The 26,785-nt window shown below is 70.6% G+C and carries 21 protein-coding genes and 1 pseudogene; 12 read left to right on the forward strand and 10 right to left on the reverse strand.

Going from position 1 to position 26,785, the window contains the following annotated elements; translation table 11 throughout:
• Window positions 1-6: 6 nt before the first annotated feature.
• From SY2F82_RS25890 to metG, 3 genes are all read left to right on the forward strand, one after another.
• The gene (locus tag SY2F82_RS25890) at window positions 7-1,980 is read left to right on the forward strand and encodes an FUSC family protein (RefSeq protein ID WP_200421563.1); all 1,974 of its coding nucleotides are present in this window, start codon (window positions 7-9) and stop codon (window positions 1,978-1,980) included.
• 332 nt (window positions 1,981-2,312) lie between these two features.
• Window positions 2,313-4,055: a VWA domain-containing protein gene (locus SY2F82_RS25895; protein WP_200421564.1), complete on the forward strand. Its 1,743-nt coding sequence runs from the start codon at window positions 2,313-2,315 to the stop codon at window positions 4,053-4,055.
• A 164-nt stretch (window positions 4,056-4,219) separates the two neighbouring features.
• Entirely contained in the window at window positions 4,220-5,935 is a 1,716-nt protein-coding gene (gene metG, locus SY2F82_RS25900; RefSeq protein ID WP_200421565.1) for a methionine--tRNA ligase, read from the forward strand.
• Between the two features lie 77 nt (window positions 5,936-6,012).
• On the opposite strand, the pseudogene SY2F82_RS25905 reads toward metG, so the two are convergent.
• Both SY2F82_RS25905 and aspS read right to left on the reverse strand, forming a co-directional pair.
• Window positions 6,013-6,249 (reverse strand): annotated as a pseudogene (locus SY2F82_RS25905) (pectate lyase); the annotation flags it as partial.
• Between the two features lie 141 nt (window positions 6,250-6,390).
• The gene (gene aspS / locus SY2F82_RS25910; protein ID WP_200421566.1) at window positions 6,391-8,154 is read right to left on the reverse strand and encodes an aspartate--tRNA ligase; all 1,764 of its coding nucleotides are present in this window, start codon (window positions 8,152-8,154) and stop codon (window positions 6,391-6,393) included.
• A gap of 219 nt (window positions 8,155-8,373) precedes the next feature.
• Between aspS and SY2F82_RS25915 the strand changes: the two genes are divergently transcribed.
• Window positions 8,374-10,521, forward strand: coding sequence for a SpoIIE family protein phosphatase (locus SY2F82_RS25915; RefSeq protein ID WP_200421567.1), 2,148 nt, complete (start codon window positions 8,374-8,376; stop codon window positions 10,519-10,521).
• Window positions 10,522-10,591: 70 nt separating this feature from the next.
• On the opposite strand, the gene SY2F82_RS25920 is transcribed toward SY2F82_RS25915, so the two are convergent.
• From SY2F82_RS25920 to SY2F82_RS25930, 3 genes are all read right to left on the reverse strand, one after another.
• The gene (locus SY2F82_RS25920; RefSeq protein WP_200421568.1) at window positions 10,592-11,644 is read right to left on the reverse strand and encodes an AI-2E family transporter; all 1,053 of its coding nucleotides are present in this window, start codon (window positions 11,642-11,644) and stop codon (window positions 10,592-10,594) included.
• A gap of 80 nt (window positions 11,645-11,724) precedes the next feature.
• Complete coding sequence (locus tag SY2F82_RS25925; protein ID WP_200421569.1) at window positions 11,725-12,705, reverse strand: pirin family protein; 981 nt, start codon at window positions 12,703-12,705, stop codon at window positions 11,725-11,727.
• A gap of 160 nt (window positions 12,706-12,865) precedes the next feature.
• Window positions 12,866-13,351: an SseB family protein gene (locus SY2F82_RS25930; protein WP_103839423.1), complete on the reverse strand. Its 486-nt coding sequence runs from the start codon at window positions 13,349-13,351 to the stop codon at window positions 12,866-12,868.
• 143 nt (window positions 13,352-13,494) lie between these two features.
• On the opposite strand from SY2F82_RS25930, the gene SY2F82_RS25935 reads away from it, so the two are divergent.
• The 3 genes from SY2F82_RS25935 to SY2F82_RS25945 all read left to right on the forward strand — a co-directional run bounded on the left by SY2F82_RS25935 (window position 13,495) and on the right by SY2F82_RS25945 (window position 17,048).
• Entirely contained in the window at window positions 13,495-15,321 is a 1,827-nt protein-coding gene (locus SY2F82_RS25935; RefSeq protein WP_200421817.1) for an acyl-CoA dehydrogenase, read from the forward strand.
• Between the two features lie 79 nt (window positions 15,322-15,400).
• The gene (locus SY2F82_RS25940) at window positions 15,401-16,699 is read left to right on the forward strand and encodes a M18 family aminopeptidase (RefSeq protein ID WP_200421570.1); all 1,299 of its coding nucleotides are present in this window, start codon (window positions 15,401-15,403) and stop codon (window positions 16,697-16,699) included.
• Between the two features lie 100 nt (window positions 16,700-16,799).
• Window positions 16,800-17,048 (forward strand): DUF6458 family protein, encoded by a 249-nt coding sequence (locus SY2F82_RS25945; protein ID WP_103839426.1) that lies wholly within the window; start codon window positions 16,800-16,802, stop codon window positions 17,046-17,048.
• Between the two features lie 430 nt (window positions 17,049-17,478).
• Here SY2F82_RS25945 and SY2F82_RS25950 read toward each other — a convergent pair whose 3' ends face one another.
• Window positions 17,479-19,308, reverse strand: coding sequence for a thioredoxin-like domain-containing protein (locus tag SY2F82_RS25950; RefSeq protein WP_200421571.1), 1,830 nt, complete (start codon window positions 19,306-19,308; stop codon window positions 17,479-17,481).
• 149 nt (window positions 19,309-19,457) lie between these two features.
• Between SY2F82_RS25950 and SY2F82_RS25955 the strand changes: the two genes are divergently transcribed.
• Window positions 19,458-19,691, forward strand: a complete 234-nt coding sequence (locus SY2F82_RS25955) for a hypothetical protein (RefSeq protein ID WP_200421572.1) — start codon at window positions 19,458-19,460, stop codon at window positions 19,689-19,691.
• Window positions 19,692-19,797: 106 nt separating this feature from the next.
• On the opposite strand, the gene SY2F82_RS25960 is transcribed toward SY2F82_RS25955, so the two are convergent.
• Entirely contained in the window at window positions 19,798-20,193 is a 396-nt protein-coding gene (locus SY2F82_RS25960) for a cupin domain-containing protein (protein WP_236041789.1), read from the reverse strand.
• A gap of 51 nt (window positions 20,194-20,244) precedes the next feature.
• Between SY2F82_RS25960 and SY2F82_RS25965 the strand changes: the two genes are divergently transcribed.
• Window positions 20,245-21,243 carry a GlxA family transcriptional regulator gene (locus tag SY2F82_RS25965; protein ID WP_200421574.1) on the forward strand — a complete coding sequence of 333 codons (999 nt, stop codon included), beginning with the start codon at window positions 20,245-20,247 and terminating at the stop codon, window positions 21,241-21,243.
• A complete protein-coding gene (locus SY2F82_RS25970; protein WP_200421575.1) occupies window positions 21,240-21,734 on the forward strand; it encodes an LURP-one-related/scramblase family protein in 495 nt (164 codons plus the stop codon). The genes SY2F82_RS25965 and SY2F82_RS25970 overlap by 4 nt, the downstream gene beginning before the upstream one ends.
• 50 nt (window positions 21,735-21,784) lie before the next feature.
• Here the strand turns inward: SY2F82_RS25970 and SY2F82_RS25975 are convergent, their stop codons facing one another.
• On the reverse strand, window positions 21,785-22,609 hold the full coding sequence (locus tag SY2F82_RS25975; RefSeq protein ID WP_200421576.1) for a maleylpyruvate isomerase family mycothiol-dependent enzyme: 825 nt from the start codon (window positions 22,607-22,609) through the stop codon (window positions 21,785-21,787).
• Window positions 22,610-22,800: 191 nt separating this feature from the next.
• Between SY2F82_RS25975 and SY2F82_RS25980 the strand changes: the two genes are divergently transcribed.
• A complete protein-coding gene (locus SY2F82_RS25980) occupies window positions 22,801-23,601 on the forward strand; it encodes a carbon-nitrogen family hydrolase (RefSeq protein WP_200421818.1) in 801 nt (266 codons plus the stop codon).
• Between the two features lie 20 nt (window positions 23,602-23,621).
• On the opposite strand, the gene SY2F82_RS25985 is transcribed toward SY2F82_RS25980, so the two are convergent.
• The gene (locus SY2F82_RS25985) at window positions 23,622-24,938 is read right to left on the reverse strand and encodes a nitrate/nitrite transporter (RefSeq protein WP_200421577.1); all 1,317 of its coding nucleotides are present in this window, start codon (window positions 24,936-24,938) and stop codon (window positions 23,622-23,624) included.
• Window positions 24,935-25,618 (reverse strand): GntR family transcriptional regulator, encoded by a 684-nt coding sequence (locus tag SY2F82_RS25990; protein WP_200421578.1) that lies wholly within the window; start codon window positions 25,616-25,618, stop codon window positions 24,935-24,937. Before SY2F82_RS25990 ends, SY2F82_RS25985 begins: the two co-directional genes overlap by 4 nt.
• A 208-nt stretch (window positions 25,619-25,826) precedes the next feature.
• On the opposite strand from SY2F82_RS25990, the gene SY2F82_RS25995 reads away from it, so the two are divergent.
• Window positions 25,827-26,729 (forward strand): D-alanyl-D-alanine carboxypeptidase family protein, encoded by a 903-nt coding sequence (locus SY2F82_RS25995; protein ID WP_236041790.1) that lies wholly within the window; start codon window positions 25,827-25,829, stop codon window positions 26,727-26,729.
• Window positions 26,730-26,785: the final 56 nt, after the last annotated feature.

A 26,785-nucleotide genomic window follows, 5' to 3' on the forward strand; every position in this document is an offset into this window, starting at 1 on the left:
GAGGGCATGTCCCGCGAGTTCCCCATCGGCCTCACCCCTCCCGACTGGCTGATCAGGAACCTCCAACCCCAGCAGGCCCCCGTCAACCGGCCCGCCGCCGTCCGCGCCGCCATCGCGATGTCCCTGCCCCTCGCGATCGGGCTGGCCTTCGGGGAACCCGCCTACGGCGCCATCGCCTCCATGGGCGCCCTGTCCGGCGTCATCGGCGACACCGCCGACGCGTACCGCATGCGCATCCTCAACATCGCGATCCCCCAACTCTTCGGCGCCGTCGGCGTCACCGTCGGCTCCCTGGTGTTCGGGCAGGGCTGGCTCGCCGTCGCCGCCATGACCTCCGTGGCACTGCTGTCCGGACTGATCTCCTCGATCGGCGCGGTCGCCTCCGTGTCCGGACTGCTGCTGCTCCTCAACTGCGTCATCGGCGCAGGACTTCCGCTGCCGCAGCCCTGGTGGCTCCCCCCGCTGCTGCTCTCCGGCGGCGGCCTGCTCGTTCTGGCCCTCGCCCTGCTCTCCTGGCCGTTGCGCTCGGGCGTACCCGAACGGGCCGCCGTCGCGGGCACCTACCGCGCGGTCGCCGACCTGCTCGGCGCCTGCGGGACGAAGACGTACGACGCCGCCCGGTACGCCGTCACCCAGTCCCTCAACCAGTCCTACGACCTCATCCTCGCCCGGCGCGCCCGCCAGCACGGCCGCAGCCCCGAACTGGTCCGACTGATCGCCGAGTTGAACGCGATCACCCCGGTCGTGGAGGCCGCCCCGGCCGCCCACCACTTCGGCAGGCCGCTGCCCGAGCAGGTTCCCGCCGCCGTACGGCTCCTCGCGGACGCCATCGCCACCGGCCGCCGCGACCCCCTCGACCTCGGCCTGCCGGTCCCGGCCGGGGAGCCGGACCGCGCCCTCGACCACGCGCTGCGCCACGCCGCCGAGGTCGTCACGGCACACAACTTCGACCCCCGCACGATCGTCGACCGCCTCGGCCTCCCCCAAGCTCTCGACTCCGCTCGAGCAGGGGGGACCCCCATCGCCTCCCTGCGCGTCCGCGTCTACCGAACGGCCCGCAACGTCCTGCTGTCCGGCACCTCCTGGCGCTACGGCCTGCGCCTCGCCCTGTGCATCGGCATCGCCCAGGCCCTGGTGTTTCTGGTCCCCGTCGCGCGGTCCTACTGGATCGCCCTGACCATCACCTTCGTGCTGAAGCCCGACTTCGGCTCGGTCTTCTCCCGGGCCCTGCTCCGCGCGCTCGGCACGGTGGCGGGCCTGCTGGTGGCGGCCGTTGTGCTCGCCGCGGTGCCGCGCGGCTGGTGGGACGTGCCGACGCTCGTGGTCCTCGCCCCACTCATCCCCGCGCTGACCCCCCGCGGCTACGGCTACCAGACGGCCGCGATCACCCCGGTGATCCTGCTCCTGTCCGACATCCTGAACCACCTGGGCACGGCCCTCCTGGTCCCCCGCCTGCTCGACTCCCTCATCGGCTGCGCGATCGCCCTCGTGGCCGGCTATCTGCTGTGGCCGGAGAGCTGGCAGACACGTGTCGGCGACCGGCTCGCGACCGCGGTCGCCGACACGGCGGTGTATGTCGAGAAGGCGTTCGGGGAGACCGCGGACCCCGCCTCCCGCGCCCGGATGCGGCGGCGCCTGTACCGGGATCTGTCCACCATCCGTACGGAGTTCCAGCGGGCCCTGACCGAACCGCCGCCGACCGGCCGCCGGGCCGCCGCCTGGTGGCCTCTCGTCGTCGCGGTGGAACGGATCGTGGACACGACGACGGCGGCCCGGGTACGGGTGAAACAGGGGGCACCGCCGCCGTCGCCCGCCGAGATCGCCCAGATCACCCTGCAACTGCGGGAGTTGTCGGAGGGCCTGCGGGAGACGGAGGTACTGGTCCCGGTCCGCACCGACCTCACGGGCCCGGCGGAGAGCATTCTGGAGCCGCTGCGGCAGGAGGTGGCGGCGGCACGGGCGATCGCGTCCCCGCACTGAGACCACGACCGCCCACGCACTTTACTCTTCCTGTACGAATCCTTGACGTGGACGTGAAGTCAGGGGGATCGGGTGTGCGGGAGCAATGCCGAGCGGTGGACGATCGGTGAACCGGATGGAACCGTACGGGGGTTGGCCGGCACTCGGCGTGGCGTGCCGCGCGAGCCGAGCCGTCTCGCCCCCGAGGATGTGTAACGGCGGAATCGCGGTATTGACAGGCGGCGGTTCCGATGTTCGGACGGTACCCGGGATCGCCGCCTTCGACCGCTAACCTTACGTGTCCGTCCTGGCCAGGGATTGACGGGCATCAACTCACGCGAAGGGTTGCGCACATGGGCATTCTCACTCTCCTGCGGAACGCGTTCGGCCGCTCACGTAAGGGTCGCTCCGCCGAGGAGGAGCCCGCGCGGGGGTCACAGGAGCCGACGGTCCCGGCCCAGTCGACGGCCGCGGAGCAGACGGTGACGGCACGACCGACGGAACCGGAACCGACGGTACCGGCGCAGTCCACGGAACCGGAGCCGACGCCGACGACCGCGGAGCCGACGGTACCGGCGCAGTCCTCGGGCCGTACGGACGAGGAGCACGAGCTGGTGGCGGCGGCGTTCGACAACGTGACGGTACCGAGGCAGCCCACCCACAGGGAGGACCCGCCGGCCACGGAGACGCCGGAGCCGACGGCGACGGAGCAGCCCACGACCGAGGCAGAGCCCGAGCCGCAGTCCGACGCGAACCCTGAGGCCGAGCCGGAGGCGAAGACGCAGACCGAGGCCGAGCCGGAGCCCACCACCGAGGTGACGGCAGAGGCCGAGGTCGAGACCGAGCCCGGGCCCGCCGCCGATGTGACGACAGAGGCCGACACGAGGCCGGAGGCAGAGGCCGAGCCGGAGGCGAAGACGCAGACCGAGGCCGAGCCGGAGCCCACCACCGAGGTGACGGCAGAGGCCGAGACGAGGCCGGAGGCCGAGGCCGAGACCGAGACCGAGACCGAGACCGAGACCGAGACCGAGACCGAGGCAGAGGCCGAGGCAGAGGCCGAGGTGAAGCCCGAAGCCGAGGCGGCGGCTGTGGTCGAGCCGGAGCCTGCGCAGGAACCTGTTGCCGAGACGGCGCCCGAGACCGGGCAGGACGCCGAGGCGGAACCCGAGCCGCAGGCCGGCACGAAGCCCGAGGCCGAGCCGGAGGCAGAGGCACCGGAACCGGCCGCCGCCGAGCAGCCCGCCACCGCTCCCACAGACGCCCAGGAAGCCGCCGACGGCGAAGAAGCCAACCCACAGGAAGCAGCCGCACCCGAAGACACGACCCGCACGGGTGGTGCGGGTGGGAACACCCCCGCCGAAGGCGAAGCCGAGGCGGAGCCCACCGCCGAGGCGGAAGCGCAGGCCGAGGCAGAGCCCACCGCCGAGGCGGAGCCCCCCGCCCCCCAGCCCGAGCCGGAGGCCATCGCTCCCGGCCTCCTCACCGCCTACAAGGCCGCGGCCACCGTCCTCGACGACCGCCACCTCACCGGCACCCGGGCCAAGGTCTACCTCGTGCTCGACCGCTCCGCCTCCATGCGCCCGTACTACAAGGACGGCTCCGCCCAGGCGCTCGGCGAGCAGGCCCTCGCCCTCGCCGCCCACCTCGACCCGGAGGCCACGGTCCCCGTCGTCTTCTTCTCCACCGAACTGGACGGCACCGGCGAGCTCACCCTCGCCGACTACGAGGACAAGATCGACACCCTCCACGCGTCCCTCGGCCGTATGGGCCGCACCAGCTACCACGCGGCCGTGGAAGCGGTGATCGCCCACCACGACAAGTCCGAGAACCCGGCCCTCCCCGCCCTGGTGATCTTCCAGACGGACGGCGCCCCGGACGCGAAGACCCCCGCCACCCAGTCCCTCACCGAGGCCGCGAAGAGCCACCCCCAGCTCTTCTTCTCCTTCATCGCCTTCGGCGACCCGGAGAACAAGGCCTTCGACTACCTCCGCAAGCTCAAGACGGACAACACGTCCCACTTCCTGGCCGGTGAAACCCCGCGCGAGCTCACGGACGCCGAGGTCTACGAAGGCGTACTGGCGAACTGGCGCCCGTAGACCTCCCCGGACGCCCCCTCGGACGCCGCCCGCTTCTCACGCCCCACAACGCGAAGCGGGCGGCGTACCCGTGTCGGCTACGATTTCAAGGTTCGTAGACGATGCGCAGCCGGCCCGAGAACCGGCCGTCGTCACCCCACGTACCGACCTGGGAGCAGCCCGCGATGGCTCGACACCTCATCACCAGCGCCCTTCCGTACATCAACGGGATCAAGCACCTGGGCAACATGGTGGGGTCCATGCTCCCGGCGGACGTGTACTCCCGTTACCTCCGCCAGCGCGGCCACGAGGTCCTCTTCATCTGCGCGACGGACGAGCACGGCACCCCGGCCGAGCTGGCCGCCAAGGAGCAGGGTCTCCCGGTGGACGAGTTCTGCGCGCAGGCGCACGACGCGCAGAAGGCGGTCTACGACGGCTTCAACCTGGCGTTCGACTACTTCGGCCGCAGCTCCTCCCCGCAGAACCGCGAGATCACCCAGGAGATCGCCCGCGAGCTGAAGGCGAACGGCTTCATCGAGGAGCGGGCCATCCGCCAGGTGTACTCGAACGCCGACGGCCGCTTCCTGCCGGACCGGTACATCATCGGCACCTGTCCGCACTGCGGCTACGACAAGGCCCGCGGCGACCAGTGCGAGAACTGCACCCGTGTGCTGGACCCCACCGACCTGATCGACCCGCGCTCGGCGATCAGCGGCAGCAGCGACCTGGAGGTCCGCGAGACCAAGCACCTCTTCCTCCTCCAGTCGGCCCTGGCCGGCGAGGTCGAGGCCTGGGTGGACGAGCGTGCCGACAACTGGCCGGTCCTCGCCTCCTCCATCGCCCGCAAGTGGCTCACCGAGGGCCTGCACGATCGTGCGATCACCCGTGACCTGGACTGGGGCGTCCCGGTCCCGGCCGACACCTGGCCGGACCTGGCCGCGGAGGGCAAGGTCTTCTACGTCTGGTTCGACGCCCCGATCGAGTACATCGGAGCGACCAAGGAGTGGGCGGACCAGGACCCGGAGAACCGCGACTGGCGCTCCTGGTGGTGGGAGTCGGACGCGGACGTCCACTACACCCAGTTCATGGGCAAGGACAACGTGCCCTTCCACAGCGTGATGTTCCCGGCGACCCTGCTGGGCACCCGCGCGCCGTGGAAGAAGGTCGACGTGATCAAGGCCTTCAACTGGCTCAACTACTACGGCGGCAAGTTCTCCACCTCGCAGAAGCGCGGCGTGTTCACGCACGACGCGCTGGAGATCCTGCCCGCCGACTACTGGCGCTACTTCATGATGGCGAACGCGCCCGAGTCGGACGACTCCTCCTTCACCTGGGAGCACTTCACGGCCACGGTGAACAAGGACCTCGCCGACACGCTGGGCAACTTCGTCAACCGCGTGCTCTCCTTCTCCCGCAAGCGCTTCGGAGACTCCGTCCCCGAGGGCGGCGCGCCGGGTGAGGCCGAGGCGCGGCTCGGCGAGGAGATCGCCCGTCTGCTCGCGGAGTACGAGGAGCACATGGAGGCCATCCAGTTCCGCAAGGCGGCGGCGGCGCTGCGCGCCCTGTGGTCGGCCGGCAACTCGTACCTCGAGGAGAAGGCCCCCTGGCTGGAGATCAAGACCAACAAGGAGGGCGCGGCCCTCACCCTGCGCACCGCGATGAACCTGATCCACCTGTACGCGGTGGTCTCGGAGCCGTTCATCCCGACGTCCTCGGCGGCCATGCGCGCCGCCTTCGACCTGAAGGACGACACGGCGACCTGGGTCACGCAGGACGAGGCCAGGTCCCTCACCGCGGTCACCCCGGGCACGCCCTTCACGGTCCCGCCGGTGCTGTTCGCGAAGCTGACCGACGAGGACCTGGCCGCGTACAGGGAGCGCTTCGGCGGCGAGACGGAGTAGCGGCGCCCGCACACCGAAAGGGGCCCGGAAGCCGAAAGGCTCCCGGGCCCCTGTTCGTCTGCGTACTCCTAGTACTCCTAGGAGAGGACCCCGGCGCCGGTGGTGCCGGCCAGTTCCGTCGGCAGGTTCTTCGCGGACGTCTGGAGACCCGCGGTGAGCGTCGGCTTCCAGTTCACGGTCGTCTTGATCTTCTTCGACGAGGCGGCGTTGTACGCGGCGACGAGGTCGGTCGCCGTCCCGTTGACCAGGTTGCCGCCGCCCGCGACCGAACCCGTGCCGTCGCCGCTGAGCAGCTTGGCGATCTTCTGGCCGGCGGAGGTCCGTACACCGCACCGAGGTCATGCGACACGCCCCTCGCAGCAGAGGCCCGGAGCCGGGTGACGAACCGGCCGGGCCTCTCCCACGCGAAAGCGGCCCGGAACCGACCGTCGGTTCCGGGCCGCTCTCGCGCCTCGCTACTTCGCCTGCGGCTTGCGCACCGAGATGTGCAGTTCCCTCAGCCGCGCCTCGTCCAGCTCCGTCGGCGCGCCCATCATCAGGTCCTGCGCGTTGCCGTTGAGCGGGAAGGCGATCGTCTCGCGGATGTTCGGCTCATCCGCCAGGAGCATCACGATGCGGTCGATGCCCGGGGCGATGCCGCCGTGCGGCGGGGCGCCGAAGCGGAACGCGCGGAGCATGCCGGCGAACTCGCGCTCGACCGTCTCCTCGTCGTAGCCCGCGATACCGAAGGCCTTGAGCATGATGTCCGGCTCGTGGTTCCGGATCGCGCCCGAGGACAGCTCCACACCGTTGCAGACGATGTCGTACTGCCAGGCCAGGATGTCCAGCGGGTCCTGCGTCTCGAGCGCCTCCATGCCGCCCTGCGGCATCGAGAACGGGTTGTGCGAGAAGTCGATCTTTCCGGTGTCCTCGTCCTTCTCGAACATCGGGAAGTCGACGATCCAGCAGAAGCGGAAGACGCCGTCCTCGAAGTGGCCGGCCCGCTTGGCCGCCTCCACCCGGACCGCGCCCATGATCTTGGAGACCTCGTCGAACTCGCCCGCGCCGAAGAACACCGCGTGACCGGCCGACAGCGACAGCCGCTTCGTCAGCTCCGCCACGTTCTCCTCGGTCAGGAACTTCGCGATCGGGCCGGACAGCGAGCCGTCCTCGCCGACCCGCACCCACGCCAGGCCCTTGGCGCCCTGCTCCACCGCGTACTCGCCGAGCTGGTCGAAGAACTTGCGGGGCTGCGAGGCCGTGTCCGGCACCGGCAGCGCGCGCACGTGCTTGCCCGCGAACGCCTTGAACTCCGAGCCCTCGAAGATGTCGGTGATGTCGACCAGCTCCAGCTGGGCGCGCAGGTCCGGCTTGTCGGAGCCGTACTTCAGCATCGCCTCACGGAACGGGATCCGCGGGAACGGGGAGGTGACGTGCCGGCCGCCTCCGAACTCCTCGAAGATCTCCGTCATCAGCTTCTCGATCGGCTGGAACACGTCCTCCTGCTCCACGAAGGACATCTCCACGTCGAGCTGGTAGAACTCGCCCGGCGAACGGTCCGCGCGCGCGTCCTCGTCACGGAAGCAGGGCGCGATCTGGAAGTAGCGGTCGAAGCCGGAGATCATCAGCAGCTGCTTGAACTGCTGCGGCGCCTGCGGCAGCGCGTAGAACTTGCCCGGGTTCAGGCGGGAGGGGACCACGAAGTCGCGGGCGCCCTCGGGGGAGGTCGCCGTCAGGATCGGGGTCGCCATCTCGTTGAAGCCCATCGCCGCCATCTTGTGGCGGATCGCCGAGATCACGGCCGTACGCAGCATGATGTTGCGGTGCATGCGCTCGCGGCGCAGGTCCAGGAAGCGGTACTCCAGGCGCCGCTCCTCGTTGACCCCGTCCTCGGTGTTGATCGTGAAGGGGAGCGGGGCGGCCGCGCCCAGCACCTCGACCTCGCCGACCTCGATCTCGATCTCACCGGTCGGCAGGTCCGGGTTCACGTTCTCCGCACCACGGGAGACGACCCTGCCGTCGACGCGGACGACCGTCTCCTTGGAGAGCTTGTCCAGGGCCTCGTACGACGCCGTGCCCGGACGGGCGACGAGCTGCGTGATGCCGTAGTGGTCGCGCAGATCGATGAACAGGATGCCGCCCAGGTCGCGCCGATTGTGCAGCCAGCCGCTCAGCCGGACGTCCTTGCCGACGTCAGAGGCGCGGAGCTCGCCGCAGGTGTGGGACCTGTACCGGTGCATCGTCGTTCATCCAGTCTTCGCAGGATCGGGGTCTCGCCGCGGCCGCTCGCCCCGGCGCCTCCGGGCGGGCACGGCCCGGACCCATCAAGCGTACCGGCCGCCCCGACATCGCCTCGCCCCGATTCTTCCGGTGCGCCGGAATCACCGCGAACCCGCTCAAGATCTGCCGTTGCTCACTTTCAGTGGCACCTCCCGATCCCCTCTTCTTACAGTGGGGCAATGCGCACTGGTGAGCCCCTGCCCGCCGTGGGGGAGGTCCTGTCCGACCTCGCGACCGGCATGTGGCGCTACGACGCCTCCGCCGGGCTCGTCACCCTGGATGCCGAAGCCGCGCGGCTCGTGGGGCTGCCCGCGGAGCCGACCACGCTCACCGAGGCCCAGATCCGCTCCCGGTTCCACCCGGTCGACTGGAACGAGGTCGACGGGGTGGTCCAGCTCGCCCTCGCCGAGGGCACCATCGCCGAGGTCCGGATGCGGATCATGGACGAGAACAACCGTGTCGTCCGTGTCGTCCGCAGCCGCTCCAAGCCGTCGCTGGACGCGCGCACCGGCGAGTACAAGCTGGTCGGCACCCTCCAGGAGGTCACCGAGCCCGTCCCGGGCGCCGCCGCCCGGGCACCCGTCATCGGCGACTGGCGCCGCTCCCGCGAGGCGTTCCTGCTGGACGCGGGGCGCGCGCTGGCCGAGGCGCGGTCCACGGAGGAGGTGCTGCGGGTCGCGGCCGGGCTGTCGATGCCCGGGTTCTCGCCGGACGGGCTGGCCGTCTTCGGGGTCGAGGCCGACCGGCTGACCGTCATCGGCCACCACGGGCACAAGCCGGGCGACGAGGCGCCCTTCATCCAGATGTCGGTGGACACGGACTACCCGGCCGCCGAGGTCGTCCGCACCGGCCGCGCCGTGTACATGTCCTCGCCCGAGGAGTACAAGGCCCGCTATCCGGCCTCCTGGCCGCTCGCCGCGCAGTTCGGCCGCCAGTCCTGGGCCTTCCTGCCGCTCACCGTCGCGGGACGCACGATGGGCGCCTGGATGGCGGCGTTCAAGCACCCGGTCGCCTTCACGCCCGACGAGCGTTCGGTGCTCACCACGGTCGCCCGCATGCTCGCCCAGGCCCTCACCCGGGCGGGCGCCGCCGAGACGGAGCGGGAACTGACGGACGGGCTGCAGCGGTCGATGATGCCCACGCTGGGCCCGCAGATACCCGGCATGACGGTGGCCGCCCGCTACGTGCCGACCGGCGGCGGGCTCCAGGTGGGCGGCGACTGGTACGACATGATCCAGCTGCCGGGAGGCCGGTTCGCGCTGACCATCGGCGACGTCCAGGGCCACGACGTGCGCGCCGCGGGCCTCATGGGCCAGCTGCGGATAGCCCTGCGCGCGTATGCCGCCGAGGGCCACCGCCCGGACGCGGTCCTCTCCCGCGCCTCCCGCTTCCTGCACGGGATGACCTACGGCGAGGACGGCGCCGACCTGCGCTTCGCGACCTGCCTCTATGTGGAGGTGGACCCGGCGACCGGGACGCTGGAGATCGCCCGCGCCGGCCACCCGGACCCCGCGATCCGCATGGCGGACCGCACGGTGCTGATGCGGCCGACCTCGGGCGGACTGCCGCTCGGCATCGATCCGGACGCGGACTACCCGACCACCCGGCTCCTCCTGGAGCCCGGCGAGACCATGCTGCTCTGCACGGACGGCCTGATCGAGACCGGCGGGCACGACCTGGAGACCGGCTGGCGGCGTATCCGGCGCATCCTCGAGGAGCACGAAGGTGACATGGAGGAGCTGGCCGACGCGCTGGTCCAAGCCGTGCACGGCCCCTCCTCGCACTACGCGACCGGGCCGCTGACCGACCGGCGCGAGGACGACATCGCCGTGGTGCTGCTGTGCCGTGCGAGCGAGGCGGGCGTCTGCGGCGGCGCGGTCGCTCCGGTACTGCCGGTGATACGGCGTACGGCGCTGACGATCGCCCAGGCCGAGCCCGAGCGGATCGCGGGCGCCCGGCAGCAGCTGCGCGAACTGCTGCACGACTGGTCCTCCACCGAGCAGGTCGACTCGGCGGTGCTCCTGGCCTCCGAGATGCTCACCAACGTCCTGGTGCACACCGATGCGGACGCGCTGCTGGTCGCCGAGGTCTCCGGCGACGTCGACGGCCCGGGCGGCCGGGCCGGGCGCCGGGTACGGGTGGAGGTCACGGACGCCGGCGACGACCTCCCGCACAGGCGCCACCCCGGCGAGCTGGCCTCCTCGGGCCGCGGCCTGGTCCTGATGGAGCTCCTCGCGGACGCCTGGGGCGTCGATCCGCGGGGCGAGGGCAAGAGCATCTGGTTCGAGCTGGAGGAGGAGCCGGTGAAGGAGGACGGGGAGGCGTAGGAGTCACGGCACTGGGCGCCTGCGAGGCAGCACGGGGTCGTGGGCGCCGCAGCGGGTCTGCCCGGCGGCCCTACGGGTCCTGTGAAGCCTCAGGGCCGTGCCCGTACCGCACGCGCAGCTCGTGCGCCACGCCGGATGCCGCCGCCGTCACCGGTACGGCCAGCAGCATCCCCAGGATCCCGGCCACCGACGCCCCCGCGGTGAGCGCCAGCAGCACCGCCGCCGGGTGCATCCGCACGGTCCGGCTCTGGACCACCGGCTGGAGCACGTGCCCGTCAAGGACCTGCACGGCGATGACGACGCCGAGCGCCCACAGCGCGATGACGAGCCCGCGGTCGGCTAGCGCGACCAGCACCGCGACCGCACCGGAGATGAAGGCGCCGAGGTAGGGGATGTACGCGCCGATGAACACGAGCGCGCCGAGCCCGATCGCCCCCGGGACACCGAGGACCAGCAGCCCCACGGTGATCAGGGTGGCGTCGATCAACGCGATGACTGTGGTCCCGCGCATGAACCCCTCGACGGCCTGGAAGGCGCGCCGTGCCGTGGCCTCGAGGGCGTCGGCGGTGCCGTGCGGGGCGAGCGAGCGCAGCAGTCCGACGGCCCGGTCGGAGTCGCGCAGGAAGAAGAAGACGAGCAGCAGGGCGAGGGCGGCCATCGCGAGGGACTCGGCGACGACGCTGACGCCGCTGATGACGTTGGAGGCGGCGGTCCCCGCGAACTTGCCCAGCAGATCCCTGGCGTGGGAGGCCAGGTCGTCGAGCGAGGTGCCGGCCGCCCCGAAGTACCGCCCGAGCGACTTCGCGGCCCGTTTGAGCGAGGCGAGGATCTGGTCTCCGGTGTCGACGAGCGCGGTGACGACGATGTACACCGCCCCGCCGACCACCGCCACCACGGCGACACAGGTGATCCCGGCCGCGAGCGACCGGTGCACGCCGACCCGCATGAGCCAGCGGTGCAGCGGCCCGAGCAGCGCGGTCCCGAGCAGGGCGAGGAGCACGGGTACGACGGCCGTTCGGAACTGGCCGCACAGCCGGGCCACGATCCAGACGACCCCGGAGACCAGCAGCACGACGGCGCACCAGGCGGCGAGCCGGCGGACGGGTTCGGGGAGGAGCTGCACTCCTCCAGCCGATCACGCCGAGGGCGGGCTGTCCTGTACGGACGGCCCGCCCGGGTGACGCGGCGTCAGGAAATGATCTTTCAGGAACCCTGCGGCCCGCTGTCCGTCATCCCGTGGACCGCCGGAACGGTCCCGAGGCGCCCCTTCTGGAAGTCCTCGAACGCCTGCTGGAGCTCCTCGCGGGTGTTCATCACGAACGGCCCGTAGTGCGCCATCGGCTCACGGATCGGCTGCCCGCCGAGCAGGACGACCTCCAGGTCCGGGGTGTGGGAGTCCTGCTTCTCGTCCGCGCGGACGGTGATCGAGGAGCCCGCACCGAACACGGCGGTCTGGCCGAGGCGGATCGGCCGCCGCTCCGCGCCCACGCTGCCGCGGCCGGCCAGGACGTAGGCGAGGCCGTTGAAGTCCTCCCGCCACGGCAGGGTGACCTCGGCGCCGGGCGCCACGGTGGCGTGGATCAGGGTGATCGGGGTGTGCGTGATGCCGGGGCCCTGGTGGCCGTCCAGCTCACCGGCGATGACACGGATCAGCGCGCCGCCGTCGGGGGTGGTCAGCAGCTGGACCTGGCCGCCGCGGATGTCCTGGTAGCGGGGGGCCATCATCTTGTCCTTGGCGGGCAGGTTGACCCACAGCTGGATGCCGTGGAACAGGCCGCCGGAGACGACGAGGGACTCCGGCGGGGCCTCGATGTGCAGCAGGCCGGAGCCGGCGGTCATCCACTGGGTGTCGCCGTTGGTGATGGTGCCGCCACCGCCGTGCGAGTCCTGGTGGTCGAAGACGCCGTCGATGATGTAGGTCACGGTCTCGAAGCCGCGGTGGGGGTGCCAGGGGGTGCCCTTGGGCTCACCGGGCGCGTACTCCACCTCGCCCATCTGGTCCATCATGATGAACGGGTCGAGGTGGCGGTAGTGGATCCCGGCGAAGGCGCGACGGACCGGGAAGCCCTCGCCCTCGAAGCCGCTGGGCGCGGTCGTGACACCGAGCACGGGGCGGGCCACCGCGTCGGCGGGCGCGACCACACGGGGAAGGGTCAGCGGGTTCTCGACGGTCACTGCGGGCATGTCGGTACCTCCTTGTGGTCCGAGTTTAGTTGACCGTTGAACTTTCTGCCACCCCAAACACAGAAAGCCCGGAGGGCATTCCCTCCGGGCTCGGGGTGCGCCCCGCCAGGGGCGCGAAGCCGGTCAGGACGGCACCCGGCCGTCCGCGCAGCACGGGCGTCTAGCCATACATCCGGCGCATGGCGAACTCGACCATCTGCTCGACGGCCTTCGCATCGAACACCATCCGGTGCTCGCCCTCCATGTCCAGGACGAAGCCGTAGCCGGTCGGGAGCAGGTCGATCACCTCCGCGCCGGTGATCACGAAGTACTTCGACTCCTTGCCCGCGTACCGCCGCAGCTCCTTGAGCGAGGTGAACATCGGGATCACCGGCTGCTGGGTGTTGTGCAGCGCCAGGAAGCCGGGGTTGTCGCCGCGCGGGCAGTACACCTTGGACGTGGCGAAGATCTGCTGGAAGTCCTCCGCGGACATCGACCCGGTGGTGAAGGCACGGACGGCGTCCGCGAGCGACGGCGGCGACGGCTCGGGGTACAGCGGCGGCTGCTGGCCGTACCCGCCGGGCATCTGCCCACCCGGCATCTGCTGCCCGGGCATCTGCTCCGAGGCGTAACTCTGCTGAGCGCCCGCGTTCTGGTAGCCGTACATGCCCCAAAGAGTAGTGGGCCACATCTGGGCCATGAGGGGTTGCTTCTTATTACCGACGGGTAGCATCATCGGAGCTACTTGTTGGTAGATGAACCAGTTGCGAGGAGACAGTGCCTCGCCGATCCCTCTACGGAGCCGTCGCCATGGGGCACTACAAGTCGAATCTCCGCGACATCGAGTTCAACCTCTTCGAGGTGCTCGGGCGCGACAAGCTGTACGGCACCGGCCCGTTCGCGGAGATGGACACCGAGACCGCCAAGAGCATCCTCGAGGAGCTGACCCGCCTTTCGGAGAACGAGCTGGCGGAGTCCTTCGCGGACGCCGACCGCAACCCGCCCGTCTTCGACCCGGAGACCAACACCGCTCCGGTCCCGGCGTCCTTCAAGAAGAGCTACCAGGCCTTCATGGACTCCGAGTACTGGCGCCTCGGCCTGCCCGAGGAGATCGGCGGCACCACCGCCCCGCCGTCCCTGATCTGGGCCTACGCGGAGCTGATCCTCGGCTCGAACCCGGCGATCTGGATGTACTCCTCCGGCCCGGCGTTCGCGCGCATCCTCTTCGAGGAGGGCACCGAGGTCCAGAAGGAGATCGCGAAGATAGCCGTCGAGAAGCGCTGGGGCTCCACGATGGTGCTCACCGAGCCGGACGCCGGCTCGGACGTGGGCGCCGGGCGCACCAAGGCCGTCCAGCAGGAGGACGGCTCCTGGCACATCGAGGGCGTGAAGCGCTTCATCACCTCCGGTGAGCACGACATGGAGGAGAACATCCTCCACTACGTCCTCGCCCGCCCCGAGGGCGCCGGCCCCGGCACCAAGGGCCTGTCCCTGTTCCTCGTCCCGAAGTACCTGTTCGACTTCGAGACCGGCGAGCTGGGCGAGCGCAACGGCGTGTACGCCACGAACGTCGAGCACAAGATGGGCCTGAAGGCCTCCAACACCTGCGAGATGACGTTCGGCGACAAGCACCCCGCCAAGGGCTGGCTGATCGGCGACAAGCACGACGGCATCCGCCAGATGTTCCGCATCATCGAGTTCGCCCGCATGATGGTCGGCACGAAGGCGATCTCCACGCTGTCCACCGGCTACCTGAACGCGCTGGAGTACGCCAAGGAGCGCGTCCAGGGACCCGACCTGGCGAACTTCATGGACAAGACCGCGCCCAAGGTCACCATCACCCACCACCCGGACGTGCGCCGTTCGCTGATGACGCAGAAGGCGTACGCGGAGGGCATGCGGGCGCTGGTGATGTACACCGCCTCCGTCCAGGACGCGATCGCGGTCAAGGAGGCGAACGGCGAGGACGCGTCGACGGAGCACGCGCTGAACGACCTGCTCCTGCCGATCGTGAAGGGCTACGGCTCCGAGAAGGGCTACGAGCAGCTCGCCCAGTCGCTGCAGACCTTCGGCGGCTCCGGCTTCCTGCAGGAGTACCCGATCGAGCAGTACATCCGCGACGCCAAGATCGACACCCTGTACGAGGGCACCACCGCGATCCAGGGCCAGGACTTCTTCTTCCGGAAGATCGTCCGCAACCAGGGCGCCGCGCTGAACTCCCTCGCCGAGGAGATCAAGAAGTTCCTGGCGGTGGGCGAGGGCGGCGAGGAGCTGGCCGGGGCCCGCGACCACCTCGCCAAGGCGGCCGTGGAGCTCGAGGCCATCGTCGGCCTGATGCTGACCGACCTCGCGGCCACCGAGCAGGACGTCAAGAACATCTACAAGGTGGGCCTGAACACCACCCGCCTGCTGATGGCCTCCGGTGACGTCGTCGTCGGCTACCTGCTGCTGAAGGGCGCCGCGGTCGCCGCCGAGAAGCTGCCGAACGCGTCGAACAAGGACAAGGCGTTCTACCAGGGCAAGATCGCGGCGGCGAAGTTCTTCGCGGCCAACGTCCTGCCGGGCGTGACCCTGGCCCGCAAGATCGCCGAGGGCGTGGACCTGGACCTCATGGAGCTGGACGAGGCCGCGTTCTAGGACCACTTCCACATACCCCTTACGAGGGCCCGTTCCCCATCACCGGGAGCGGGCCCTCCTCCGTCGTTAAGGTGAACCCATGAGCACAAGTGCGCGCTTCGACCGCGGCCACACCGACGACCTCATGTCCTTCCTTGCGGCCTGCCCGTCGCCGTACCACGCCGTGGCAGGCGCCGCCGAACGACTGGAGAAGGCCGGCTTCCGGCAGGTCTCGGAGACGGACGCCTGGGACGGCACGTCCGGCGGCCGGTATGTGCTGCGCGGCGGCGCGATCATCGCCTGGTACGTCCCCGAGGGCGCCGATCCGCACACCCCGTTCCGGATCGTCGGCGCACACACCGACTCGCCCAACCTGCGGGTCAAGCCGCGGCCGGACAGCGGCGCGCACGGCTGGCGGCAGATCGCGGTGGAGATCTACGGCGGCCCCCTGCTCAACTCCTGGCTCGACCGGGACCTCGGCCTGGCCGGCCGGCTGTCCCTGCGCGACGGTTCGACGCGCCTGGTGAACATCGACAGACCGCTGCTGCGCGTGCCGCAGCTGGCCATCCACCTGGACCGCTCGGTCTCCAGCGAGGGCCTGAAGCTGGACAAGCAGCGCCACCTCCAGCCCATCTGGGGCCTGGGCGACGACGTGCGTGACGGCGACCTGATCGCGTTCCTGGAGCAGGAGCTGGGGCTGGCCGCCGGTGACGTGACCGGCTGGGACCTGATGACCCACTCGGTGGAGCCGCCGGCCTACCTGGGCCGCGACAAGGAGCTGGTGGCGGGTCCGCGCATGGACAACCTGCTGTCCGTGCACGCGGGCACCGCGGCGCTCGCGGCCGTCGCCGGCTCCGACGCCGCCCTGTCGTCCATCCCGGTGCTCGCGGCCTTCGACCACGAGGAGAACGGCTCGCAGTCGGACACCGGCGCCGACGGCCCGCTGCTCGGGTCGGTCCTGGAACGCTCGGTGTTCGCCCGGGGCGGCTCCTACGAGGACCGGGCGCGGGCCTTCGCCGGCACGGTGTGCCTGTCCTCGGACACCGGGCACGCCGTCCACCCCAACTACGCGGAGCGGCACGACCCGACGCACCACCCGCGCGCGAACGGCGGACCGATCCTCAAGGTGAACGTCAACAACCGCTACGCCACCGATGGTTCGGGGCGCGCCCTGTTCGCCGCGGCCTGCGAGAAGGCGGACGTGCCCTTCCAGACCTTCGTCTCGAACAACGCCATGCCCTGCGGCACCACCATCGGCCCCATCACCGCCGCCCGCCACGGCATCAAGACGGTGGACATCGGCGCGGCGATCCTGTCGATGCACAGCGCCCGCGAACTGTGCGGCGCGAAGGACCCGTATCTCCTGGCCAACGCCCTGACGGCGTTTCTGGAGGGCTGACACTCCCGCCCGCCCGCCGATCGTCCCGGCATGTCCACGGATGTCCCGGGTACTCGGGTTCGGGGCCGGAAGGACCGGACCCACAGGGAGGGCAGGACTCATGGGCCTGGGTGGATGCATCATCCTGATCGCCGTGGGGGCCATCCTCGCGTTTGCGACCGACTGGCACATGCAAGGCGTCAACATCCACTTGGTCGGCGTCATACTCATGATCGTCGGGCTGATAGGAGTGACCACCTTCAGCGGCATCTACCGCCGCAGGCGGGTCGTCGTGCCGCCCCCGACGACCGTCGTGGAGGAGAACCGGCACCACCGCGGCGACGGCTACACCGATGGGTACGGCGTGTAAGGGCAACAACTGCCCTGAGGGCCAAGGGCCGTAAGGGCTGTAACCGCCGTCGCTGTACCGCTGTACCGGCCGTACTGGCTGTAAGCCAAGTGAGAAGGCGTGTACGGCCCTGGCCCGCGTACGGCACTCAAGGGACGATGCGGCGACCAAGGGACGACAACGGACAACCGCCACCGGCCTGTGGATGAACAGCATGGCGCTGATGGTGGCGGCCACCACCCTGGTGGCGGCCGGGGTGGCCCTGTTCAAGCCGGCGCCGCGCCCGCGCCGCCGCTGACACCCGCCCACCGATGCCATCCCCGTTCCCGGGCGCGGCCGCCCGCGCCCGGGGACGCTCGGGCCCGGGGACGCTCGGGCCCGGGGACGCTCGGGCCCGGGGACGCTCAGGTGCCGGGAATCCCCCGTCCGGGGGACGCCCGGGCGGCTCCGTCTACCGGTCGTCGTCCAGCCCCGCCAGGACCAGCGGCAGCCGGTCCGTCCCGCCCTCGGTGAGGCGGACCGGGACGCCCCAGTCCTGCTGGTGGACATGGCACGCCGGGTATTCGTTGGCCGGGTCGTCGTCGCAGGACGCCGCCATCGCCGAGACGTGCAGGACGCCCTCGGATATCGCCGGGTTCAGCTCCAGCTCGCGCGCGAGGTCCGTGTCGGCGCCCTCGCCCTTCAGCAGCAGCTCCGGCGGGGTCGAGGAGACCAGCAGGCGCGTCGACGGTCCGTAGCGCGTGTCCAGCTTCTGGCCCGCCGGGGCCTGGAAGATCACGTCGAGTCGGAGCCTCCCGGGCGTCACCTCGGTCGCCGCGCGCTGCGTACGGTGCGCGACCGCGGCGACCTGCACCGCCTCCTCCGGCAGCCGCAGCCGCGTCAGCCGGTGCCGGGCCGACTCCACCACCACGATGTCCTCGCCGACGAGTACCGCGTCCGACGGCTCCCGCAGATCCGTCGCCAGCGTGCTCACCTCACCCGTCGCCGGGTCGTAACGCCGCAGCGCGTGGTTGTAGGTGTCGCTGACCGCCACCGAGCCGTCCGGCAGCGCCGTCACCCCCAGCGGGTGCTGGAGAAGTGCCTGCTCAGCCGCGCCGTCCCGGTGCCCGAAGTCGAACAGCCCCGTCCCGACCGCCGTGTGCACCGCGCCGTCCCGGTCCACCCAGCGCAGGGCGCTCGTCTCGGAGTCCGCCAGCCACAACCGCTCCCCGTCGGGCGACACCGCGAGTCCCGACGGCTGCGCGAACCAGGCCTCGGCGCCCGGACCGTCCACCAGCCCCTCGTTCGTGGTGCCGGCCGCCACCGCGACCGTCGCCGTGGCGGGGCCGTACGTCCACAGCTGGTGCACGCCCGCCATGGCGATCCACACCCGGCCGCCGAAGACCGCCACGTCCCACGGCGAGGAGAGGTCCACCTCCCGGGCCGGCCCCGACGTCGGCGAGCCCTGCCACCACTGCTTGCCGGTGCCCGCCAGCGTGCCGACCTCACCGGTCGCCAGGTCCAGTCGGCGCAGGGCGTGGTTCACGGTGTCCGCGACGACCACCGTTGCCTCATCGAGCAGCGCCAGGCCCTGCGGCTCACTGAAGCTCGCCGCCCGAGCCGGGCCGTCCGCGAAGCCCCGTACGCCGGAACCGATGCGCCGCAGCACCGTCTCCCCGTCCGCCGCCAGCTCCACCAGCTGGTGCCGGGTGGTGTCGCTGACCAGAAAGGAGCCGGACGGCAGCAGGAGCGCCTTGCCGGGGAAGCGGAGGGTCGTGGGCTCGGGCTCCGGTGCCACGTACGGGCCGTCGCCCCGGCGCAGCGTGCCCTTGGCCGCGTGCTCCTCCTCCAGTTCCTCGACGAGCCGGGCGATCGCATGGGCGTGACCCTCACCCGCGTGCTGGGCGACCACGTACCCCTCGGGGTCGATGACGACCAGCGTGGGCCAGGCCCGGACGGCGTACTGCTTCCAGGTGGCGAGCTCGGGGTCGTCGAGGACCGGGTGCTCCACCCCGTACCGCTCCACCGCGTCCACCACCGCCTGGTGCTCCGCCTCGTGGACGAACTTCGGAGAGTGCACGCCGATGATCACCACGGTGTCGCGGTGCTTCTCCTCCAGCTCGCGCAGCTCGTCCAGGACGTGCAGGCAGTTGATGCAGCAGAACGTCCAGAAGTCGAGGATGACGATGCGTCCTCGCAGGTCGGCGAGGCTGTACTGCTCTCCGCCCGTGTTCAGCCAGCCGCCCTTGCCGATCAGCTCGGGGGCACGGACACGGACGCGACGCGAAGTGGAGTCGTTCATGGGTCAAGAGTGCCATCCGGCTTCGTCATGCCGCGGGGCCTGTGGACAACTCGGTGACTGTGCGTACAAGCTCTCCTACGGGATGCGCACATGGCGTGACGGAGAGATGCTCGTCCTACACAGGGGGGTCAGTGCAAGGGAGCAGTTCCATGCCTCGTGACATCGACGACCAGATGCGCCGCCCGAACCGCGACCGCGAGCGCGGTGAGACGAGCGGCGAGGAGATCCGCGACCGGAAGCGCCGCGACCCCGACATGAGCGGCTCCGACCTCTCGGACCAGGACCTGGACAGGTCCGGCACGCGGCGTGACCGCGAGGACCGGCGCTCCTCCTGGGACGAGGACGAGCTCGACGAGCAGGACAGGCGGGAGGGCTACCGGTAGACCGGTTCCCCCTGCGCGGTCCCTCACGGCCGTCCACGAGTCCCCCGCCGCGCTTGCGGGGGACTCGTCCATGTCGCGGGCGGCGGATGCCCGGGACGGGGCGGGCTCAGGCCAGGGCGTGCCCGGTCGTCGCGTCCACGTGGTCGGGGACCTCTTCGTGCCGGTCACCGACCGTCATCGTGCCGGTGGGTTCGAACATGAGGATCGATGCCCCGGCGGGCGCGGACGGCTTGTGCTCCGTGCCCCGCGGAACCGTGAAGACCGAGCCCCTGGCAAGGGTGACCGTGCGTTCGCCGGCCGGCTCACGCAGCGCGATGTGCAGTTCACCGTCGAGGACGAGGAAGAACTCGTCGGTGTGGTCGTGCGTGTGCCACACGTGCTCGCCCTCGACCTTCGCGACGCGGACGTCGTAGTCGTTGACGGTGGTGACGATGCGCGGGCTCCACAGTTCGGCGAAGGAGGCGAGGGCCGCGGTGAGGGAGATGGGTGCGTCGGGTTCCATGCCGTCATCGTGCGGGGTGACCTGCCGCCGTACGAGTGCTAGAAATCGCATATGTCGCAAGGATCCTCTCAGGCGTCGCGCCCGCACCGGGTCGTGCTCGTCGTGGACGAGAACTCCAACCCCTTCGAGATGAGCTGCGCCATCGAGGTGTTCGGCCTACCGCGGCCGGAACTCGGCCGTGAGCTGTACGACTTCCGGTTGTGCGCCGTCGGGCCCAGGATCCGGATGCGGGACGGCTTCTTCACGCTCACCGACGTCGCCGGGCTCGAGGCAGCGGACGATGCGGACACCCTGATCGTGCCGAACAGGCCCGACACCGACACCCCGCGCTCCCCGAAGGTCCTGGACGCAGTACGTCGGGCGCATGAGCGGGGCGCACGGTTGGTCGGCTTCTGCTCCGGCGCGTTCACCATCGCGGAGGCCGGGCTGCTGGACGGCCGGCGAGCGGCCTGCCACTGGATGTGGGCGGATTCCTTCCGGGCGCGGTTTCCCCGGGTCAGGCTGGAACCGGACGTACTGTTCGTGGACGATGGCGACATCCTGACCGCCTCCGGCAGCGCTTCCGCACTCGATCTCGGCCTGCATGTGGTACGCCGCGACCACGGCGCCGAGATCGCGAACGCGGTCTCCCGCCGGCTGGTCTTCGCCGCGCACCGCGACGGGGGACAGCGGCAGTTCGTGGAGCGGCCCGTGCCGGACATACCGGACGAGTCGCTGGCCCCGGTGCTGGCCTGGGCCCAGGAGCGACTGGACGAACCGCTCACCGTCGGCGACCTCGCGGCCCGCGCCGCGGTCAGCCCCGCCACCCTGCACCGCCGCTTCCGCGCCCAGCTCGGCACCACACCACTGGTTTGGCTGACGGGGGAGCGAGTAGCCCTGGCCTGCCGGCTGATCGAGCGCGGGGAGGAGCGGCTGGACGTGGTCGCCGCGCGCAGCGGCCTCGGCACGGCCGCCAACCTGCGGGCCCGGCTCCGGGCTGAGACCGGGCTCAGTCCGTCGGCCTACCGGCGGCGTTTCGGGCCCGCCCCGGGGGAAGCTCTGACCGTATGAGACTTTTTGTACGCGACCGGCTCCTCGGCATCGGCGAGGACTACTGGATCGAGGACCAGCACGGCACCAAGGTCTTCCTGGTCGACGGCAAGGCGATGCGGCTGAGGGACACCTTCGAGCTGAAGGACCCGCAGGGGCGCGTCCTGATCGACATCCACCAGAAGATGTTCGCCCTGCGCGACACGATGATCATCGAGCGCGATGGCGAGCGGCTGGCCACGATCAAGCGCAAGCGCCTTTCCCTGCTGCGCAACCACTACCGCGTCTCGCTGGCGGACGGCACGGAACTCGACGTCAGCGGCAAGATCCTCGACCGCGAGTTCGCCGTCGAGTACGACGGCGAACTGCTCGCCCAGATCTCCCGCCGCTGGCTGCACGTCCGCGAGACGTACGGCGTCGACATCGTGCGCGAGGACGCGGACCCGGCACTGCTGATCGCGGTGGCCGTATGCGTGATCCACCTGGCGGACAAGGAGCGGGAGGAGGACTGAGCCGGCCCCGAGGGGCGCCAGGAGGACGCTCGAGGGTCCGTCCGCGTCCCCTACTTCGTCACCGCGAACGAGCGCAGGATCGCCGCCGTCAGCTCCGGGTCGCCCTCCGCCTTGATGCGGTCGGCCACGGCGTCCGCGCTCACCCGACCGCAGGCCAGGCGGACGTACGTCTCCCAGTCGAGCGTCAGCGTCACCGCCGGGCCCAGCGAGGGCGTGCCGTCGATCGAGCCGCGCCCCTCCGCGTCCACCCGGACCGTGCGCAGGAACTCCACGGGGCCGTGCACGTCGATGACGACCGCCGAGCCGGGCGGCGCGCCCGCGCCCTTGGTGACCACCTCCGGCAGGGCGGCCAGCAGCTCGTCCCGGGTGATGTAGGCGCCCGGGGAGTCGAGGTTCCCCGGTCGGCCGAGCGCCGTGCGCAGGTCCTGCTCGTGCACCCAGATGTCGAACGCGCGGTACCGCATGGCCTCTTCGAGGGTCTGCTCGATGCCGAGCGGGCCGCGTACCTTGGTGCCCGGATCCCGCGACTCGTTCCGCAGCTGGCGGTTGCGGCGGATGATCGTGTACTCCAGCTCGGAGGTCATCTCCGGGGCCGTGTGGTGGCGCCGGACGTCGACCTGCATCTCCATGTAGCGCTGGTGGTCGTTGGTGACGTGGAACAGGTCGCGCGGGAGCGTGTGGATGGGGCGCGGATCGCCGAGCATCTCGCAGTCCATGCCGATGACGTGCGAGACCACGTCACGCACCGACCAGGCGGGGCACGGTGTGCGCCGGTTCCACTCGCCCTCCACGAGCGGCTGCACCAGCTCGGATATCGCTTCGACGGAGTGGGTCCAGGCATCGGCGTAGGGCTGGAGAGTGGGATGCAGACTCACGGAACGGGACCCCTCGGGCGGTCGGTGCACGGTCGTTGGTCGACGGCTCTGTCGGTGGCTGTACTGCGGGAGGTGGCTGTCAGCGGATGTCTTGGGACGTTAAGTTACGCTGCTGCGAGGCACCCCGGCAGTGCTTTGGTGTGACGATCGTAGGCCCGTTGAGAAGGCTCGATTACCAGGACGGTGGTACTGTGCGCGCCTCCCTGATCCAGATGCGGGTGAACGAGGACGAATCGGTCGATTCGCGTAGGCGGAGAGCCGCCTCGCTGGTACGAGATCAAGCCGGAGTCGACCTCGTGGTGCTGCCCGAGCTGTGGACCACCGGGGCGTTCGCCTACGAGCGGTTCGGCACCGAGGCCGAGCCGCTTCAGGGACCGACCCACGAGGCGATGGCGAAGGCTGCGGCCGACGCGGGCGTGTGGCTGCACGCCGGCTCGATCCCCGAGCGCGCCCCCGAGGGCGCCCTCTACAACACGTCCCTCATCTTCTCCCCCTCCGGTGAACTGGCCGCGTCCTACCGCAAGATCCACCGCTTCGGCTTCGACAAGGGCGAGGCCGTGCTGATGGGTGCGGGGACCGAGCCGGTGACGGTGCGGCTGCCGGGGACGACCGTCGGCGTGGCCACCTGTTACGACCTCCGCTTCCCCGAGCTGTTCCGGTCGCTCGTGGACGCGGGCGCCGAGACGCTCGTGCTCCCGGCAGGCTGGCCGGAGCGCCGCCGGTCCCACTGGACGCTGCTGGCCCAGGCGCGGGCGGTCGAGAACCAGGCGTACGTCCTTGCCTGTGGAACGGCCGGAACGCATGCGGGAGTTCCGCAGGCGGGTCACTCGATCGTGGTGGATCCGTGGGGAGAGGTCCTCGCCGAGGCGGGCGCGGAGGAGGAGATCCTCACGGTGGAGTTCGACCCGGCGAGGGTGGCGGCGACGAGGGAGCAGTTCCCGGCGCTGAAGGACCGGGTCCTGGGTCTGGCGCCCCCGCGTCGTCCGCTCTAGCCGGCACACCGGGCGCGCCCTCACGCAGGGACGTGCACCGTCTCCACCCGGCTGGCGACGAGCCGCTCCCGCTCCCTGCGCGCCGCTCGCTTCCGGAGCCGCAGTATCTGGCTGAGCCCCACCGCCTGGAGCACGAACACGGCGCAGAACGCCACGGTGTAGTCGTCGCCCGTCGCGTCCAGCAGCACCCCGATCGCCAGCAGCGTCGTCATGGAGGCGACGAAACCGCCCATGTTGGTGATCCCGGACGCCGTCCCCTGACGCTCCGGCGGATTCGCCGGCCGAGCAAAGTCGAAGCCGATCATCGAGGCCGGACCGCACGCCCCGAGCACCGTGCACAGCACGACCAGCAGCCACATCGGCACATGCGCGGCCGGGTAGCCGAGCGTGGCCGCCCACACCGCCGCCGTCGCCCCGACCGTGCCGAGGGCCAGCGGCAGCCGCGCCGCGTGGTGCCGGGCGACGATCTGGCCGTACACCAGTCCGACCAGCATGTTCGACACCACCACGAGCGTGAGGAGCTCACCGGCCGTGGCCCGGGACAGGCCCTGCGCCTGCACCAGGAACGGCAGGCCCCACAAGAGCAGGAACACCATCGCCGGGAACTGCGTCGTGAAGTGCACCCACATGCCGAGCCGCGTCCCGGGCTCCTTCCACGACGCCACGATCTGCCGTCGCACGTACGCCGACCCGCGGTGCGGGAACGGCTCCGGCTCGTACCCCTCCGGGTGATCCTTCAGGAAGAGCAGCAGCAGGACGAGGACGACCACCCCGGCGACCGCGCTGCCGCCGAACGCCGCCGTCCAGCCCACTCCGTGCAGCAGCCGCGCGAGCACGAGCGTGGAGACCAGGTTGCCGGCCATGCCCACCAGACCGGCGAGCTGCGCGACCAGCGGACTGCGGCGGGCCGGGAACCAGCGCGTGCCGAGCCGCAGCACGCTGATGAACGTCATGGCGTCGCCGCAGCCCAGCAGCGCGCGCGAGGCCAGCGCCGTCCCGTACGACGGGGAGAACGCGAACCCCAGCTGACCGGCCGTGAACAGGACGACCCCGAGGGCCAGCACCTTCTTGGTGCCGAGCCGGTCCACGAGCAGGCCGACGGGTATCTGCATGCCCGCGTACACGAGCAGCTGGAGGATCGAGAAGGTGGACAGGGCGGACGCGTTCACATGGAAGCGGTCCGCCGCGTCCAGTCCGGCCACGCCCAGCGACGTACGGAAGATGACGGCGACGAAGTAGACCGAGACGCCGATGGCCCACACGGCGACGGCACGCCGGCCGCCCGGCGGATCACCGGGCAGGGACACGGAGCGGGAGCCCACCGACCCCGACCTCATCGCACCTCACCCCGCGCCAGGTGGGAGAACCAGCTGACGTGCCGGTGCACGATGTCCACGGCCGCCTCGGCGTCGCCTGACCGCAGCGCCTGAAGGATCTCCTCGTGTTCGGTGAGGGTCTTGGCGATGCGGTCGGGGTGCGAGTGCATGACGGCGACGCCCATCCGCAACTGACGGTCGCGGAGTTGGTCGTACAGGCGGGAGAGGATCTCGTTGCCGCCGTTGCGCACGATCTCGGCGTGGAAGGTGCGGTCGGTGAGCGCCGCACCGGCCAGGTCACCGGCGGCGGCCTGCTCCTTCTGGCGGGCGAGCAGTTCCTCGAGCCGTTCGATCAGCCCCGGCGGGGCGGGGACGGCCTTGCGGGCCGCGTGTTCCTCGACGAGCTGGCGCGTCTCGATCACATCCGCGATCTCCTGGGCGGAGACGGCGAGGACGAGAGCACCCTTCTTCGGGTAGAGCTTGATCAGCCCTTCGACCTCCAGCCGCAACAGCGCCTCGCGCACCGGCGTCCGCGAGACGCCGACCTCCTCGGCCAGCTCACCTTCGGTCAGCAGCGTCCCGCCCTGGTAACGGCGCTCCAGGACACCCTGTTTGACGTGCGTGTAGACACGGTCGGCGGCGGGGGGTTGTTTGAGGGGCATCTTCTCGGGGACGCGGGCGACGGACGGTGCTGCAGGCATGAGCACATCATAGATACAACACGTACGCATGCCGATGGGCGTCCACCATGTGGACTCGGCACACGAGTCCCGGATTTCACCCGGGCAACCGCACATCCTTTTGTGCTACCTACGAGTCTCACGAGAAGGCGGCCGCGTCATCTGGCCGCACCCCAGGGGCATTTGGATGCATTCAGAGGCATCAGAGACGCAATCGGAGCGTTCAACTTTGATTACCGGCATTAAGGGCACGCGAGTTCGCAGGGCAGTCGCGGCAGTGGTCACCACCGGAGCCGTGCTCACCACCGGAGCCCTCACCGCGGTGCCCGCTCAGGCCGTCACCACGCCCTCGATCGTGGCCGCGGGCGGCTACGTGATGAACAACGCGAACGGCGGGACGCTGTACACGAAGGCCGCGGACACCAGGCGTTCCACCGGCTCCACCACCAAGATCATGACCGCGAAGGTGGTGCTCGCACAGCCGAACCTCAACCTCGACGCCAAGGTGACGATCCAGAAGGCGTACAGCGACTACGTGGTCGCCAACAACGCCTCCCAGGCGCACCTGATCGTCGGCGACAAGGTCACCGTCCGTCAGCTGCTGTACGGGCTGATGCTGCCCTCCGGCTGTGACGCGGCCTACGCGCTCGCCGACAAGTTCGGTTCCGGCACGACGCGTGCGGCGCGCGTGAAGTCGTTCATCGGCAAGATGAACAGCGCCGCCACGAGCCTCGGCCTGAAGAACACGCACTTCGACTCGTTCGACGGCATCGGCAACGGCAACAACTACTCGACGCCGCGCGATCTGACGAAGATCGCGAGCAGCGCGATGAAGAACTCCACGTTCCGCACGATCGTGAAGACCAAGTCGTACACGGCGAAGACCATCACCAAGTCCGGCACCGTCCGCACCATGGCGCCGTGGACCAACACCAACACGCTGCTCAGCAGCTACAGCGGCGCGATCGGCGTGAAGACCGGCTCCGGCCCCGAGGCCAAGTACTGCCTCGTCTTCGCCGCCACCCGCAACGGCAAGACGGTCATCGGCACGGTCCTCGCCTCGTCGTCGATCAACCAGCGTGCCGCCGACGCCACGAAGCTGCTGAACTACGGCTTCGCCAAGCTCGGCTGACACCCGCCACACGCCGAGGGGGTCTGCCGCTGCCGGTCAGCGGCAGACCCCCTTCG

Origin of the sequence: Streptomyces sp. Y2F8-2 (assembly GCF_014905555.1) — a bacterium.
Taxonomy (GTDB): Bacteria; Actinomycetota; Actinomycetes; order Streptomycetales; family Streptomycetaceae; genus Streptomyces; species Streptomyces cynarae.